This is a genomic window from Novosphingobium sp. NPDC080210 (assembly GCF_050281025.1).
Classification (GTDB): Bacteria; Pseudomonadota; Alphaproteobacteria; order Sphingomonadales; family Sphingomonadaceae; genus Novosphingobium.
The window spans coordinates 164,366-179,532 of record NZ_JBNNWL010000001.1; the positions used below are offsets into that span (position 1 = coordinate 164,366).

Sequence of the window (15,167 nt, forward strand, 5' to 3'; positions counted from 1 at the left end):
CGAAAGACGATGGGTAACGGAACCTCTATCGGCCGCGTCCGCGCGCTTGGCTCGGCTCACTCGGGCTCGCACCACTGGCTGGTGGCGCGCTATACCGCGATTGCCAACCTCTTCCTGGGGCTGTGGCTGGTCTTCTCGCTCGTCACGCTGCCGGGCTATTCCTATGGCGACGTGATGAAGTGGGCGACTGCCCCGCTTGCCGCCACGCTGCTGGCGCTGTTCGCCGTATCGACCTTCTGGCACGCCAAGCTGGGCCTGCAGGTCGTGATCGAGGACTATGTCCACGAACATGCCAACAAGTTTGCCGCCATGGCCGCCCTGAACCTTGCCGCATTCGGCGGGGCCGCGGCCAGCCTGTTCTTCATCGCCCGCATGGTGATGGTCGCTGCCGGAAACGAAAGCGCCGCCAATGCCATGCAGGCCATGCAATCCATGATGGGAGGCCGCTAAGATGGCCGATGCTGCCAAGCCCGCTTACAAGATCATTGACCACACCTATGACACGGTCGTCGTCGGCGCCGGGGGCTCTGGCCTGCGCGCGACGATGGGCAGTGCCGAAGCCGGTCTGCGCACCGCCTGCATCACCAAGGTGTTCCCCACCCGCAGCCACACCGTCGCTGCCCAGGGCGGGATCGCCGCCAGCCTGAAGAACAACAGCCCGGACCATTGGACCTGGCACATGTTCGATACGGTCAAGGGTTCGGACTGGCTGGGCGACCAGGACGCCATCGAATACATGGTCCGCGAAGCACCCCAGGCGGTTTACGAACTGGAGCACGCCGGCGTGCCGTTCAGCCGCAACCCCGATGGCACGATCTACCAGCGTCCGTTCGGCGGCCACATGCAGAACATGGGCGAAGGCCCGCCGGTGCAGCGCACCTGCGCTGCGGCTGACCGTACCGGTCACGCCATGCTGCACGCGCTCTACCAGCAGAGCCTGAAGTACGATGCGGACTTTTTCATCGAATACTTCGCGATCGACCTGATCATGGAAAACGGCCAGTGCCGCGGCGTGATCGCCATGTGCATGGACGATGGCACGATCCACCGCTTCCGCTCGCACGCAGTTGTGCTGGCGACGGGCGGCTACGGTCGTTCCTACTTCACCGCCACTTCGGCCCATACCTGCACCGGCGACGGTGGCGGTATGGTGCTGCGCGCTGGCCTGCCGCTGCAGGACATGGAATTCGTGCAGTTCCACCCGACTGGCATCTACGGCGCGGGCGTGCTGATCACCGAAGGCGCGCGTGGTGAGGGCGGTTACCTCACCAACTCCGAAGGCGAACGCTTCATGGAGCGTTATGCCCCCAGCGCGAAGGACCTGGCCAGCCGCGACGTGGTTTCGCGTTCGATGGCGCTGGAAATCCGCGAAGGGCGCGGCGTCGGCCCGAACAAGGACCACATCTACCTGCACCTCGATCACATCGATCCCAAGGTGCTGGCAGAGCGTCTTCCGGGCATCACCGAAAGCGGCAAGATCTTTGCCGGGGTTGACCTGACCCGCCAGCCGCTCCCCGTTGTGCCGACCGTGCACTACAACATGGGCGGCATTCCGACGAACTATCACGGCGAAGTCGTCACCATCGGCGCCGATGGCAATCCGGAAACGGTTGTGCCGGGCCTGTTCGCGGTTGGCGAAGCGGCCTGCGTTTCGGTCCACGGCGCAAACCGCCTGGGTTCGAACTCGCTGATCGACCTCGTGGTGTTCGGCCGCGCCGCAGGTCATCGCCTCAAGGAACTGATCAAGCCGCAGTCGGCCCATGCCGAACTGCCCAAGGACAGTGCCGACCTGGCCCTGACCCGTCTGGACCACTTCCGCCACGCCAATGGCGGTTCGCCGACGGCCGAAGTGCGCACCGAAATGCAGCGCACGATGAGCCAGCACGCTGCCGTGTTCCGCACCGACGAACTGATGGCCGAAGGCAAGGTCAAGCTCGCCAAGACCTACGAGCGGATGCAGGACATCAAGGTGTCCGACCGCTCGCTGATCTGGAACTCGGACCTGATCGAAACGCTGGAGCTGGACAACCTGATCAGCCAGGCGACGGTCACGCTCCACGGCGCGCACAACCGCAAGGAATCGCGCGGCGCCCATGCGCACGAGGATTACCCCGAGCGTGATGACGCGCAGTGGATGAAGCACACTGCCACCTGGTTCGAAGGCTGGGGCGGCAAGGGCGGTCAGGTCAGGATCGACTACCGTCCGGTGCACGAATTCACGCTGACCGACGACGTGGAATACATCAAGCCGAAGAAGCGGGTGTACTAAGCGTTCCGGTTCACCGGAAAAACGAAGGGGCCGGGTCGCAAGATCCGGCCTTTTTCGCGTCTTGTCCGGAGGGTAAATGCCGAACCACTGCGTTCAGGCGCAATCCTTCGAGACGGCGCCTCAGCCTGCGGCTTCAGTACCTCCTCAGGATGAACGGACATCCAAGAATCTCGCTCAGGCTGAGCTTGTCGAAGCCGGGTTGGTCAGAAGGGCTCACCCAAAGGCGCAAAGGCGTGAAGAGGGGGTGACAAGCTTGAAGTGCAGCCCCCTTCGCGCCTCCTCCTTCTTCTTCTTCTTTGCGCCTTTGCGTGAATCCTTCGGATCATGCCGTAAGACCCAGCGCCAAAGGGAACGCGCATCACTCGCCGCCCTGGATTGCTTCGTCGCTGCGCTCCTCGCAATGACGAGGTGCTTTAACCGCCCCCCATCAACGCCAGCGCAGCCGGTCCGGCGTTAGTTCCGCGACGGACTTGACCCCCATCAGCTTCATGCCGCGTTCGATCTCGTCCTTCAGGATGCTGATCGCGCGTTCCACGCCGTCCTGGCCGGCAGCGGCGAGGGCATAGAGGTAGAGCCTGCCGCCCGATGCCGCCGTGGCCCCGGTGCAGACGGCTTTCAGCGCGTGGGTGCCGCGCCGCACGCCGCCATCGCAGATGATCTCGATCCGGCCGCCCACGGCATCCTGGATCTCGCGCAATTGGTCGAACGGAGAGCGGCTGCCGTCGAGCTGGCGGCCGCCGTGGTTGGAAATCATGATCGCGTCGATCCCCATGTCGGCGGCGCGGCGGGCGTCGGCCACGCTCATCACGCCTTTCAGCGCGAACTTGCCGCCCCAATCGTCGCGGAGTTGCTCGGCCATTTTCCAGTCCATGTTGGTATCGAGCATGGTGTTGAAATAGCCAGCGATCGAGATCGCCTCGCCCGTGCCTTCGCGGACATGGGTGTCGAGATTGGGCAGGGCGAACTTTTCGCGCAGCAGATAGTCCAGCCCCCAGCGCGGCTTCATCGCATAGCCCAGCAGGTTGCGCGCGGTGAACTTGGGCGGAGAGGTGAAGCCCGAGCGGGCGCAGCGTTCGCGCTTGCCCGAAACGATGGTGTCGACCGTCAGAGCGATGGCATCGAACTTTGCCGCCTGGCAGCGTTCGATCATCGAACGGTTGAGCCCCCGGTCCTTGTGGTAATAGAACTGGAACATCTTGGGCGTGGAGACCAGGTCGGCGATTTCCTCGATGGAAACGGTCGCCAGGCTGGAAATCCCGAACCACAGGCCGAACTTTTCGGCGGCGCGGGCCACGGCGCGCTCACCCTGCCAGTGGAACACGCGTTGCAAGGCCGTGGGCGACAGCATCAGCGGCAGCGCGCTCTTGCGGCCCAGGATGGTGCAGCTGGTGTCGATCTCTCCCACCCCCGCCAGCACGTCGGGGACCAGATCGCAATCGGCATAGGCCGCCGTGTTGCGCTGTTTGGTCAGTTCATCGTCCGCCGCACCGTCGATATAGTCGAATACCGGCCAGGGCAGGCGCTGCTTCGCAAGAAGGCGAAAATCGTCGATGTTGTGGCAGTCGGTCAGTCGCATGGCGACGGAGTTACACGTGCGACTCCGGTCCGGCAACCGGCCTTGCTGCGGCGGGGATCAGCGCATCAGCTGGTCGCACACGGCGTCGTCGGCATTCTCCATGCCCTTGCGTAGCCACTCCATGCGTTGTGCGCTGGTGCCGTGGGTGAACTGCTCCGGACTGACGCGGCGGCCCGCACCGCGCATCAAGGCATCGTCGCCGATGGCATTTGCGGCGTTGAGGCCGCTTTCCATGTCGCCCGGTTCCGGCCGGTCGCGGTTCTTCGCGGCCCAGACCCCGGCATAGCAATCGGCCTGCAACTCCAGCCGGACCGACAGGGCATTCGCCTGGCGCGGGTTCTGCGATTGCAGGCTGCGGATCTGGTCGGACACGCCGGTCAGGCTCTGGATGTGATGGCCGTATTCGTGCGCGATCACGTAGTCGCGGGCGAACTTTCCTTTCGCGCCCAGCTCGCGGTCCATCTGCTCAAAGAAGTCGGTGTCGAGGTAGATTCCCTGGTCGCTGGGGCAATAGAACGGCCCCATCGCGCTCTGCGCTGCGCCGCAGCCGGACCGGCCCATCTGCGAATAGAACACCAGTTTGGGCGGCTGGAACGGCACGTTGGCGGCGGCAAAGACCGGCTGCCAGGTCTTGTTGAGCGAGGACAACGCGTTGCACATTTGCAGGCTGCTGGCGTCGGTTCGGCAGCTTTCCTCGACATTGGTACCGCCACCCGGTCGCGCGTCCTGGGCCGGTCCCTGTACCTGTTCCAGCCCGCCCAGCATCTGCGCGGGGTCGATCCCGAACACCAGCGCACCGATGAGGGCAATGATCAGCGAGCCACAACCCAGCTTGCCGCCGCCGCCGATCGGAAATCGTCCGCCGCGCTGGTCTTCCACGCGGATTGCACTGGGATCGAAATCATCGAGACGCATCGGCAACCCTCCGGGCCAGTTTGGTGGCGACCGGGCTGGACAAAGCGAAGTCCAGCCGCAATGGCCAAGCTCTATCGCATTAAACAAGTCTTTGGAGTCGAGAATGTTCCTTTCGGGCAAGCGTGCATTGGTTACGGGTTCCACTTCGGGCATCGGTCTGGCCGTGGCGCGGTCGCTTGCGGCCGAGGGGGCCGAAGTCGTCCTGTCCGGCTTTGGCGACGAACAGACGATTGCCGCCCTGTGCGAGGAGCTGAAGGCGGTTCACGTACCCGCTGACTTGTCCAGGCGCGAAGGCGTCGAAGCGCTGATGGCCGGGGCCGGGCCGATCGACATCCTGGTCAACAATGCCGGGATGCAGCACGTTGCGCCGGTGGAGGAATTCCCGGTCGACAAGTGGGACACGATCATCGCGCTCAACCTGACGGCGGCCTTCGATGCCTGCCGTCTGGCAATCCCGCACATGAAAGCGGCGGGTTGGGGCCGGATCATCAACACAGCGAGCGCCCACTCGCTCACCGCATCGCCGTTCAAGGCGGCCTATGTTTCGGCGAAGCACGGCCTGGCCGGCCTGACCAAGACGCTGGCGTTGGAACTGGCGACGTTCAACATTACCGCCAATTGCATCAGCCCCGGCTATGTCTGGACCCCGCTGGTGGAGAACCAGATCCCCGATACGATGGCGGCGCGGAACATGACGCGCGAACAGGTGATCAACGATGTCCTGCTGACCCGCCAGCCCACCAAGAAGTTCGTCCAGCCTTCCGACGTGGGCGAAATGGCGGTGTTCCTGTGCCGCGATGCCGCCGCGAATATCACCGGCACCAACATCTCGATGGATGGTGGCTGGACCGCCGAATAGCGGCACCTGTAACATTCCTGCCACCGTGCGGCGCAAAGTTTCCGCGCCGCACGCAGCCGCTTGCCGCTTTGCCCACTTGACGGGATAAGGAGGCGATGAGGCGTTTTGGACAAGCGATAATCCGCATTGCTGCGCCGCTGCTGGCGGCATCGCTGGCGATTCATCCGCTTGCCGCTGCAAAACCCAAGGCCAAGCCCGACAAGGCGCGAATCGAACTTGAAACGCAATTGCGCGCCCACATCACCGAACTGGCCAGTGACGAATACGACGGGCGCGAACCGGGCACCGATGGCGAGGCCAAGACGCTGCGCTATATCGGCCGCCAATGGTTTGAGATCGGCCTGCAATCGGGCACCAACGATCCTGCTCACCCGTGGTTCGCGCCGGTCAACATCGTCGCGCGCGAGCCGGATACCAGCCGCGCTTTTTTCACGCGCAAGGGGCGGCGGCTCTATGCCCCCGCCGGATCGGTCCTGGCGCTTACCTCGGGCAAGCGCGGCCTGGTGGAGAATGCGCCGGTCGTCTTCGTCGGCACCGGCGATGCCATACCGCCGCGCGCGGACCTCGCGGGGCGCGTCGCCCTATTGCTTGATGGCGGCATTGCCAATTCGGATCGGCAGAACGCGCTGCTGAAAGCCGGGGCCTCTGCGGTCCTCACCGTGCTGGACGGGGATCGCAGCCTGGACAACGTCCGGGCGCAGCGCATGCGCAAGGGCTATGCCCTGGCCAGTGACAGCCTGGGCGGCGACCTGGAGGCTTTCATCACCGTGCCGGCGCTGAACGGCGTGCTGGTCGGGGCAGGGCTCGACCTTGCCCGTCTACAAACAGAGGCCCGGCAGCCCGGCTTTACCGCGCGCCCGCTCGACCTGGCCGTTTCGCTGGAGGCGACCACGCGCGAAACCCGGATCAAGAGCCACAACGTGATCGGCAAGATCGCCGGTCGGCGGCCCGAATTGGGCGCGGTCATGCTGCTGGCGCACTGGGACCACTTTGGTGAATGTGCTGAACCGCCCGCCGAAGACCTGATCTGCAACGGCGCCGTGGACAATGCCAGCGGCGTTGCTGTCCTGACCGAAGTGGCGCGGCGGCTGGCGAAAATGCCCGAACCGGACCGCGACATCTATTTCATGGCGACGACGGCAGAGGAGATCGGCTTCCTGGGAATCGAATCCTTTGCCGACAATCCGCCTTTGCCGCTGGGCAACATCGTGGCCGCGTTCAACATCGATACGGTGGCCCTGGCCGGAAAAGGCCAGCCCTTTGCCGTCGTGGGCAAGGGCATGACCGCGCTCGATCCCTATATCGCCGCCGTGGCCAAGGCGGAAAAGCGCAAGCTGGCGGAAGGCGATGCTGCCAACGCCTATGTCCGCCGCCAGGATGGCTGGGCGCTGATGAAGCACGACGTTCCCGCGGTGATGATCTCCAGTTCCTGGTCGGACATTGCCCTGGTCGAAAAGTTCATGGACACCGACTACCACCGCCCCGGCGACCAGATCGGCCGAGGCCTTGAACTGGGCGGCGCTGCGGATGACGTCGAATTTCTGACTGCCCTGGCCCGCTGGTTCTCCGACCCGCGCAAGGTTCCCTTCGCGCGGAACTAGACTCGCGGCATCCTTTGGTGGTTGCCAGGAATAGTTCACGCAAAGGCGCGGAGAAGAAAGGGAGGCGCGAAGGTTTGGACCGCCGTAGGCGCGTCTCACCCGTCCGGTGCGTTTTACTCGGCACAGGATTGGAACGCGAAGCAGCCCATTGCGCAAGCCCTTCGCGCCTCCTTCTTCTTTGCGCCTTTGCGTGAATCATTGCGAGCTGGCCGCAAACCCGGCGCTGAAAGGACGCGCACCCCCTGCCGTCCTGGATTGCTTCGTCGCTATGCTCCTCGCAATGACGAGGTGTTTTTCAGAACCGTTCGTGGTGAGGAGGGGCCGAAATCGCAGCTTGAGGACCCGTCTCGAACCACAGCATCAAACGCAGTCATTCGAGACGGTGCTTCAGCCTGCGGCTTCAGCACCTCCTCAGGACGAACGGACTTGCTTTGAAACCCCGCTCAGGCTGAGCTTGTCGAAGCCGGGTTTTACGCGAACCAAGTTCTCCCTTCGGGGCACTAGCATATCCGCCACCCTGCGTTTACATGGGCCGCCACGAATCGAACCGCGCAAAAGGCAAGTGGCACCATGGATATCCCTCTCGGCCTGACTTACGACGACGTCCTGCTTCGGCCGGCCGAGTCTGACATCCTCCCTTCGATGGCGGATACCCGCACCCGGCTGACGCGCGATATTGCGCTGAATATCCCGGTGATCTCGTCGGCGATGGATACGGTGACCGAGGCCGACATGGCGATCGTCATGGCCCAGCTGGGCGGCATCGGCGTGCTGCACCGCAACCTGACGATCGAGGAACAGTGCGCCGCAGTTCGCGCGGTGAAGCGGTTTGAAAGCGGCATGGTGGTCAATCCGATCACCATCGGCCCGGACGCCACGCTGGGCGAGGCGCAGGCGCTGATGCTGGCCAACCGCATTTCGGGTATTCCGGTGGTCGAATCCGGCGGCAAGCTGGTCGGCATTCTGACCAACCGCGACGTGCGCTTTGCCGACAATCCGCTTCAGCCCGTGCGCGAACTGATGACGCACGAAAACCTCGCCACTGTCCGCCCGGGCGTCAGCCAGGAAGAAGCGCGCCGCCTGCTGCACCAGCGCCGGATCGAAAAGCTGCTGGTGGTGGACGAGAATTTCCACTGCACCGGCCTGATTACGGTCAAGGATATGGAAAAGGCGATCACCTATCCCGACGCCACCAAGGACGCGACCGGCCGCCTGCGCGTGGCTGCGGCAACGACCGTGGGCGACAAGGGCTTTGAACGCACCGAGGCGCTGCTGGCGGCGGAATGCGACGTTATTATCATCGACACCGCCCATGGCCACAACAAGGACGTGGCCCGCGCGGTTGATCGGGTGAAGAAGATCTCCAATTCGGCCCAGGTGATCGCTGGCAACGTTGCCACCTATGACGCGACCCGCGCCCTGATCGACGCGGGCGCGGACGGCGTGAAGGTTGGCATCGGTCCCGGTTCGATCTGCACCACGCGCGTCGTGGCGGGCGTCGGCGTGCCGCAGCTGACCGCCGTGATGGAAGCTGCCCGCGCCGCGCGCGATTCCGGCGTTCCGGTCATTGCTGACGGCGGGCTGCGCACCTCGGGCGATGCGGCCAAGGCACTGGCCGGCGGGGCGAGCACGATCATGGTCGGTTCCATGCTGGCTGGCTGCGAGGAAGCGCCGGGCGAGACGTTCCTCTACCAGGGCCGCGCTTACAAGAGCTATCGCGGCATGGGCTCGGTCGGGGCCATGGCGCGCGGCAGTGCGGACCGTTACTTCCAGCAGGACATCAAGGACCAGATGAAGCTGGTTCCCGAAGGGATCGAAGGTCAAGTGCCGTACAAGGGCCCGGCCAAGGACGTGATCCACCAGCTGGTCGGCGGGATCAAGGCGGCCATGGGCTATACCGGCAGCGCCACGATCGACGATCTGCGCACTCGCGCCCAATTCGTGCGGATCACCAATGCCGGGCTGAAGGAAAGCCACGTCCACGACGTGACGATCACCCGCGAGGCTCCGAACTACAAGCTGTGACCCCGCAAGCCCGCGTCCAGGCGGCGATCGAGATTCTCGATGCCGTGATTGCCGCAGCAAAGGGCGGCGGGGCCAGCGCGGACCGGATCGCGGCGGACTGGTTCCGCACCCGACGTTTTGCCGGAAGCAAGGACCGCCGCGCCGTGCGCGAACTGGTCTTTGGCGCGATCCGCGCCTGCGGCCCGGTTCCGGACAGCGGCCGCGCCGCCATGTTGCGCCTGGGGGAGGGCGATCCGGCCCTGCTTTCCTTGTTCGACGGTTCACGCCACGCACCCGCGCCGCTGGCCGAGGATGAGGCAGCGGCAAAAAGCGGTGTCGCTCCGGTCTGGCTCGAAGCCGCTTTGGCTAGCAGCGGAATTGCGGGAGTGGAGGCCCAGGCTCTGCTGGGCCGCGCGCCGCTCGACCTGCGGGTCAATTCCCTGCGGGCCGACCGCGATACGATCAGCCTGCCCGAAGCAGGCGAGCCGCTCGCCGCGCCGCATGGCCTGCGGTTTCCTTCGGGCACGCCGGTCGAGCAATGGCAGGCCTATGAGCGCGGCCTGGTCGAGGTGCAGGACGGCGGCTCGCAGATCGCCTGTCTGGCCGTGCAGGCCCGGGCCGGCGAAACGGTGGTGGATCTTTGCGCGGGGGCAGGGGGCAAGACGCTGGCCCTGGCCGCAGCGATGGAGAACCGGGGGCGGCTGATCGCCTGCGATACCGATCGCACGCGGCTGTCGCGCCTTGCGCCGCGGGCCGAGCGGGCCGGGGCGAGCATGATCGAGACGCGCTTGCTCAACCCCAATCGCGAGGCCGAGGTTTTGGCCGATCTGGCCGGGCAGGTCGATGCGGTGCTGGTCGATGCGCCCTGTTCCGGCACCGGCACCTGGCGGCGCAACCCTGAAGCGCGCTGGCGGCTGAGCGAGCGCGAGATTGCGCGCTACGGCGCGATCCAGGCGCGCTTGCTGGACATTGCCGCCAACCTGGTTCGTCCCGGCGGGCGGGTCGTGTTCGTGACCTGCTCTCTGCTCGATGCCGAGGGTGCGGATCAGGCTGAGGGCTTTCTTGCGCGGCATCCGGGTTGGAAGGCGCAGCTGCCTCCGCTTCCTGCCGGGGCACCGCGCGGGGCAGGCTGGCGCCTGTCCCCAGGGGCAGATGGAACCGACGGGTTTTTCATCGCCTGTTTTGGTTCGCCATGTTAAATGCACCGCAAATGGCTACGCTCAAGGAGCAGATCATGCGTTATTCCCCGGCCGCCTTCGCGCTGGCTTCGCTCGCGTTGGTAACGGCCAGCACCGGCCACAGCGCGCCGCCCGCGCCGCTGGACCCGCGCGCGGCAGTGCTGGTTGCGGAAGGACGGCAGGCCATGCTGGCGGGACAACCTGATGCGGCCATCGACAATTTCGAAAGCGCGCTGACGATCCAGCCGGGCCACGTTTCGATCTACCTCAACCTGGGTGAGGCGACCCGCAAGCAGGGCATGCATGGCAAGGCGCTGCACTATTACCGCGAAGCGCTGAAGATCGACCCGGAAAACCAGTACGCGATTTCCGGCGAGGGTCAGGCGCTGGTGGAAAAGGGCGCAGTGGAAAAGGCCCGCCGCAACCTGGCGCGGCTGGAACAGCTGTGCGGCGACCTGTCCTGCACGCCGGCAGCGCAACTCTCCGCCGCCATTGCGCGCGGCCCTGCCCCGCAAGTGGTAACCGCCGCGCAGATCGAGCCGAAGCTGGAAGTCTCGACGAACTAGGGGCGCCCAAGCCGAGGCGGGTTAGGCCGTCCTTCGAGACGGCGTTTCAGCCTGCGGCTTCAGCGCCTCCTTAGAACCAACGGATATTAGAAATCCCCGCTCAGGCTGAGCTTGTCGAAGCCGGGTCGGCCAGAATGATTCACGCAAAGACGCAAAAAAGAAGGAAGGCGCGAAGGCGTCTTTCCGCCGGAGGCGCTTGCCGTTGATGCTGTGCGTTTCACGCACTTGCCGAGCCGCAAGAGGCAGAGCCTAAAGCGCAACCTCTTCGCGCCCTTTGCGCCTTTGCGTGAACTATTAGAACTCGCCGCGTCCCTCGCAAAGACGAAGCGGCCAAATCAGATCAGATCGCGGAATTCGTCCAGGACCGCGCGATAGACGCGCTTTTTGAACGGCACGATCAGTTCCGGCAGCAGCAGCGGGTTTTCCCAGCGCCACTCTTCAAATTCCGGCGGATCGTGGCGTTCCAGGTGGATATCGGCGTCCTGGCCGGTGAAGCGGGCGAGGAACCAGTGCTGGCGCTGGCCGCGGTACTTGCCCTTCCACAGCTTGCCCATCAGATCGTCTGGCAGGTCGTAGAAGATTTCCTCGCGGGTCTGGGCCAGGATCGTGACGTATTGTTCTTCGACCCCGGTTTCCTCCCACAATTCGCGCAAGGCCGCGGCGCGCAGGTCTTCGCCATCGTCAACGCCGCCTTGGGGCATCTGCCAGTAGACGCCGCCTTCATCAGGCTGGCCGCGCGTATCAATGCGGCGCCCGACAAAGGCCAGGCCATCGGGATTGACCAGCATCACGCCGACGCAGGGACGATAGGGGAGGTGGGCAAAGGGATCGCTCATCCCTCTGCCTTAGCCTCAAACCTTGGTCAGCATCAACTTCATCGCGGCACGTGTCCGCATTCCCCGTCCGTTCGTCCTGAGGAGCCGCCGAAGCCGAAGGCTGAGGGGGCGTCTCGAAGGCCGCGCTGCTACGCAGTGGTTCGAGACGGGCCTTCGCCAAGGCTCAGTCCCTCCTCACCACGAACGGTAAAGGGGCGATGTGTGTGTCAAACCTTGGTCAGCATCAACTTCATCGCCGCAATGATCTTCGCCACGGCGGCAGCGGCGCTGGGCAGGGCCTTGCGGGTGGTGGAAAAGTCGTGCGTCATGCCTGCGATGTGCAGGTAGAGCGTATCGACCCCTGCATCGACCAGCTTGGCCGCCATGCGCCGGCCCTGGTCCTGAAGCGGATCAAGCCCCGCCGTCGCCACGATCGACGGGCACATGCCCTTGGCGCTGGCGTGAAGCGGAAAGGCGCGCGGATCGCCGCTTTTGGGCTGATAGAGCGAATAGAACCATTCCATCACCGCCTTGGTCAGCAGATGGTCCTCGGCAAAGGTCTCCATCGAACCGTCCTGGCTTTCGTCCGTCGCGGGATAGAGCAGAACCTGCAGCACCATCGGCGCAGCCGCGGGCCGGTCGATCAGGGCGCGGGCCGTGACCGTGGCAAGGTTGCCCCCGGCGCTGCCACCAATGGTGACCAGGCCGGTCACCTTTCGGCCCAGTTCCGTCGGACTGCCTGCCAGCCAGCGCGCCGCCGCTTCGCAATCGTCCGGCGCGGCGGGGAAGGGGTGTTCCGGGGCAAGCCGGTAATCCACCGCCAGGACGGGCAGGTCGAGTTCGGCGGACAGCTCGGTGCACAGCGAATGATGCGTGTCGAGATCGCCGATCACATAGCCGCCGCCGTGGAAGAACAGGATCACCGGGCTGGGATCGCGGCTTTCGCGTACGTCATAGAACCGCACCGGGATCGGGCCAGCGGGGCCCGGGCAGGTCAGGTCCTTGATCACCGCCATCTCGCGCGGGTCGGCCTCGGTCATCTGCTTAAGGCCAAGATAGCCGACGCGCTGCTCGACCGGGTCGAGTCGTTCCGGCTTGGGCAGGCTGTTGGCCAGGGCCAGGAAACCCTGCACGTCTTCGCGGATGATCTGGTGATGGTCGGTCATGGCTGCGGCATCCTCTCTTTTTTGCCCGTCTTGCCGCGCAGGGGCGCGGGAACGATTTAATCGACAGGTTAAGATACCTTTTGCCCCTTGACTAGCCGCCTTGGCGCGCCTCTTCTTCAATTGCCCGCAGCACAGTTTTTCTTGGTTGCGCGCAATGCGGGGAGGGGACTAGGGCGCTTTCGTGAAGCAGGCGCCAAGGTCCGCCTGACAAGGAAGAAGCATGGCAACGCAAACCGCCGAACCCAACGCAGTTATCAAGAACAGTCCCGAAGCCGTCGTCGTCCGCTTTGCGGGTGACTCTGGCGATGGCATGCAGCTGACAGGTGGCCAGTTCACCTTGTCGAGCGCGCTGGCGGGCAACGACTTTGCGACTTTCCCGGACTTTCCGGCCGAAATCCGCGCGCCGCAGGGCACCCTGTTCGGGGTCTCCGCCTTCCAGATCAACTTCGGTTCGACCGAGATTGACACCGCTGGCGATGCGCCCGACGTGCTGGTTGCGATGAATCCGGCAGCACTGAAAACCAATGTCGGCGCGCTCAAGCCCGGCGGGCTGATCATCGCCGACACGGGCGAGTTCACCAAGCGCAACCTGGAAAAGGCCAAGTACGAGGTCAACCCGCTGGAGGATGGCTCGCTGTCCAAGTGGCAGGTGCTGGCTTTCGACATTTCCGCGCTGACCATGGAATCGGTCAAGCCGTTCGGCTTGGGCAACAAGGAAGCCCTGCGCTGCAAGAACATGTGGACGCTGGGCCTGGCGCTGTGGATGTTCGACCGTGACCGCCAGCCGCTGATCGACTGGCTGAACGGCAAGTTCAAGAAGAACCCGGTCCTGGCCGAAGCCAACATCGCCGCGCTCAACGCCGGCCATGCCTATGGCGAAACGGCGGAAATCGGCGGGCAGCTGCACAAGGTTCACCTCGATCCTGTGGCAACCCCGGCCGGACTTTACCGCACCATCACCGGCGCGGAAGCCGTGGCGCTGGGCCTGGTTGCCGGTGCGCAGCTGGCCCACCTGCCGATGTTCTTCGGCGGCTATCCGATCACCCCGGCCAGTTCGATCCTGCACTATCTGGTCGGCCTGAAGGAATTCGGCGTCACCACCTTCCAGGCGGAAGACGAGATTGCGGCCATCGCCTCGGCCATTGGCGCAAGCTATGCTGGCCAGCTGGGCGTCACTTCCTCGTCGGGTCCGGGCATTGCGCTCAAGACCGAGGCGATGGGCCTGGCCGTGATGACCGAACTGCCGCTGGTGATCGTCAATTCGCAGCGCGGCGGTCCGTCCACTGGTCTGCCGACCAAGACCGAGCAGTCGGACCTTTACCAGGCCGTCTATGGCCGCAACGGCGATACGCCCATGCCGGTGATTGCCGCGCGCAGCCCGGGCGATGCTTTTGACTGCGCGATCGAGGCATGCCGGATCGCGACCCAATACATGACGCCGGTGATCCTGCTGACCGACGGTTACATCGCCAATGCGGCAGAGCCGTGGAAGGTGCCCGATCCGGCTGCTTACGCGGAATTCCCCGCGACTTTCCTGACCGAGCGCAACGGGCCGGACGGCACGCTGCTGCCCTATGCCCGCGATGAAAAGGGCGCGCGGCCCTGGATCAAGCCGGGCACGCCGGGCCTGACCCACCGCATCGGCGGGATCGAGAAGAACCCCGGCACCGGCAACCTTGACTACAGCCCCGGCGCGCATCAGGCGATGACCGACGCCCGCAAGGCCAAGGTCGATGGCGTGGCCAAGAGCATTCCGGATCAGGACGTGTGCCTGGGCAATACCAGCGGCAAGCTGGCCGTGGTCGGCTGGGGCAGCACCTTCGGCCCGATCCACCAGGCCGTGCGTCGTGCCCGCGCCAAGGGCCAGGACGTCAGCCACATCCACGTTCGCCACATCTGGCCGCTGCCGGCCAACCTGGGCGAACTGCTCAAGGGTTATGACCGCGTGCTCGTGCCGGAAATGAACACCGGCCAGTTCAAGACCGTGCTGCGCGATCAGTTCCTGGTCGATGCCCAACCGCTCAACAAGGTATCGGGCCAGCCCTTTACCATTGCCGAGATCGAGGCCGCGATTGCGACCTATTTCGACGGCGTACCGGGCAATGCCGGGGGCACCGAGCTTCCGGCCGACAAGACCCAGCTTCCCACCCCGGAATCCGGACACGACGACGGTTCGCTTCACCCCGACCGCCAGTCTCCGCAAAGCAGCAAGGCTTGA

At 64.8% G+C, this 15,167-nt stretch carries 12 protein-coding genes; 8 read left to right on the forward strand and 4 right to left on the reverse strand.

Annotated features, from left to right (window positions below):
• Positions 1–9: 9 nt before the first annotated feature.
• Positions 10–450 (forward strand): succinate dehydrogenase, hydrophobic membrane anchor protein, encoded by a 441-nt coding sequence (gene sdhD, locus ACQKOE_RS00825; RefSeq protein WP_374589854.1) that lies wholly within the window; start codon positions 10–12, stop codon positions 448–450.
• A 1-nt stretch (position 451) separates the two neighbouring features.
• Positions 452–2,269: a succinate dehydrogenase flavoprotein subunit gene (sdhA, locus tag ACQKOE_RS00830; RefSeq protein ID WP_374589853.1), complete on the forward strand. Its 1,818-nt coding sequence runs from the start codon at positions 452–454 to the stop codon at positions 2,267–2,269.
• Positions 2,270–2,696: 427 nt separating this feature from the next.
• Here sdhA and ACQKOE_RS00835 read toward each other — a convergent pair whose 3' ends face one another.
• Both ACQKOE_RS00835 and ypfJ read right to left on the reverse strand, forming a co-directional pair.
• Positions 2,697–3,845 carry an alpha-hydroxy acid oxidase gene (locus ACQKOE_RS00835; RefSeq protein ID WP_427511141.1) on the reverse strand — a complete coding sequence of 383 codons (1,149 nt, stop codon included), beginning with the start codon at positions 3,843–3,845 and terminating at the stop codon, positions 2,697–2,699.
• 57 nt (positions 3,846–3,902) lie between these two features.
• On the reverse strand, positions 3,903–4,760 hold the full coding sequence (ypfJ, locus tag ACQKOE_RS00840) for a KPN_02809 family neutral zinc metallopeptidase (RefSeq protein ID WP_427511142.1): 858 nt from the start codon (positions 4,758–4,760) through the stop codon (positions 3,903–3,905).
• Between the two features lie 103 nt (positions 4,761–4,863).
• Between ypfJ and ACQKOE_RS00845 the strand changes: the two genes are divergently transcribed.
• From ACQKOE_RS00845 to ACQKOE_RS00865, 5 genes are all read left to right on the forward strand, one after another.
• On the forward strand, positions 4,864–5,619 hold the full coding sequence (locus tag ACQKOE_RS00845) for a 3-hydroxybutyrate dehydrogenase (protein ID WP_427511143.1): 756 nt from the start codon (positions 4,864–4,866) through the stop codon (positions 5,617–5,619).
• A 95-nt stretch (positions 5,620–5,714) separates the two neighbouring features.
• Entirely contained in the window at positions 5,715–7,220 is a 1,506-nt protein-coding gene (locus ACQKOE_RS00850; RefSeq protein ID WP_427511144.1) for a M28 family metallopeptidase, read from the forward strand.
• Positions 7,221–7,790: 570 nt separating this feature from the next.
• Complete coding sequence (guaB, locus tag ACQKOE_RS00855; RefSeq protein ID WP_427511145.1) at positions 7,791–9,245, forward strand: IMP dehydrogenase; 1,455 nt, start codon at positions 7,791–7,793, stop codon at positions 9,243–9,245.
• Positions 9,242–10,423, forward strand: a complete 1,182-nt coding sequence (locus ACQKOE_RS00860; protein WP_427511146.1) for an RsmB/NOP family class I SAM-dependent RNA methyltransferase — start codon at positions 9,242–9,244, stop codon at positions 10,421–10,423. The genes guaB and ACQKOE_RS00860 overlap by 4 nt, the downstream gene beginning before the upstream one ends.
• A 35-nt stretch (positions 10,424–10,458) precedes the next feature.
• Entirely contained in the window at positions 10,459–10,968 is a 510-nt protein-coding gene (locus ACQKOE_RS00865) for a tetratricopeptide repeat protein (protein WP_427511147.1), read from the forward strand.
• Between the two features lie 335 nt (positions 10,969–11,303).
• Here the strand turns inward: ACQKOE_RS00865 and ACQKOE_RS00870 are convergent, their stop codons facing one another.
• Together ACQKOE_RS00870 and ACQKOE_RS00875 are read right to left on the reverse strand one after the other, a co-directional pair.
• Positions 11,304–11,804 (reverse strand): RNA pyrophosphohydrolase, encoded by a 501-nt coding sequence (locus ACQKOE_RS00870; protein WP_427511148.1) that lies wholly within the window; start codon positions 11,802–11,804, stop codon positions 11,304–11,306.
• A 206-nt stretch (positions 11,805–12,010) separates the two neighbouring features.
• Positions 12,011–12,949, reverse strand: a complete 939-nt coding sequence (locus ACQKOE_RS00875) for an alpha/beta hydrolase (protein WP_427511149.1) — start codon at positions 12,947–12,949, stop codon at positions 12,011–12,013.
• A 220-nt stretch (positions 12,950–13,169) separates the two neighbouring features.
• Between ACQKOE_RS00875 and ACQKOE_RS00880 the strand changes: the two genes are divergently transcribed.
• Positions 13,170–15,167: a 2-oxoacid:acceptor oxidoreductase subunit alpha gene (locus tag ACQKOE_RS00880; RefSeq protein WP_427511150.1), complete on the forward strand. Its 1,998-nt coding sequence runs from the start codon at positions 13,170–13,172 to the stop codon at positions 15,165–15,167.

Bases quoted from the DNA above. Each gene is read 5' to 3' on its own strand.
- ACQKOE_RS00850 (WP_427511144.1), top strand. From the start codon at position 5,715: ATGAGGCGTTTTGGACAAGCGATAATCCGCATTGCTGCGCCGCTGCTG.
- ACQKOE_RS00870 (WP_427511148.1), bottom strand. From the start codon at position 11,804: ATGAGCGATCCCTTTGCCCACCTCCCCTATCGTCCCTGCGTCGGCGTG.
- sdhA (WP_374589853.1), top strand. From the start codon at position 452: ATGGCCGATGCTGCCAAGCCCGCTTACAAGATCATTGACCACACCTAT.
- ACQKOE_RS00865 (WP_427511147.1), top strand. From the start codon at position 10,459: ATGCGTTATTCCCCGGCCGCCTTCGCGCTGGCTTCGCTCGCGTTGGTA.
- ACQKOE_RS00835 (WP_427511141.1), bottom strand. From the start codon at position 3,845: ATGCGACTGACCGACTGCCACAACATCGACGATTTTCGCCTTCTTGCG.
- ACQKOE_RS00845 (WP_427511143.1), top strand. From the start codon at position 4,864: ATGTTCCTTTCGGGCAAGCGTGCATTGGTTACGGGTTCCACTTCGGGC.
- ypfJ (WP_427511142.1), bottom strand. From the start codon at position 4,760: ATGCGTCTCGATGATTTCGATCCCAGTGCAATCCGCGTGGAAGACCAG.
- ACQKOE_RS00875 (WP_427511149.1), bottom strand. From the start codon at position 12,949: ATGACCGACCATCACCAGATCATCCGCGAAGACGTGCAGGGTTTCCTG.
- guaB (WP_427511145.1), top strand. From the start codon at position 7,791: ATGGATATCCCTCTCGGCCTGACTTACGACGACGTCCTGCTTCGGCCG.
- sdhD (WP_374589854.1), top strand. From the start codon at position 10: ATGGGTAACGGAACCTCTATCGGCCGCGTCCGCGCGCTTGGCTCGGCT.
- ACQKOE_RS00880 (WP_427511150.1), top strand. From the start codon at position 13,170: ATGGCAACGCAAACCGCCGAACCCAACGCAGTTATCAAGAACAGTCCC.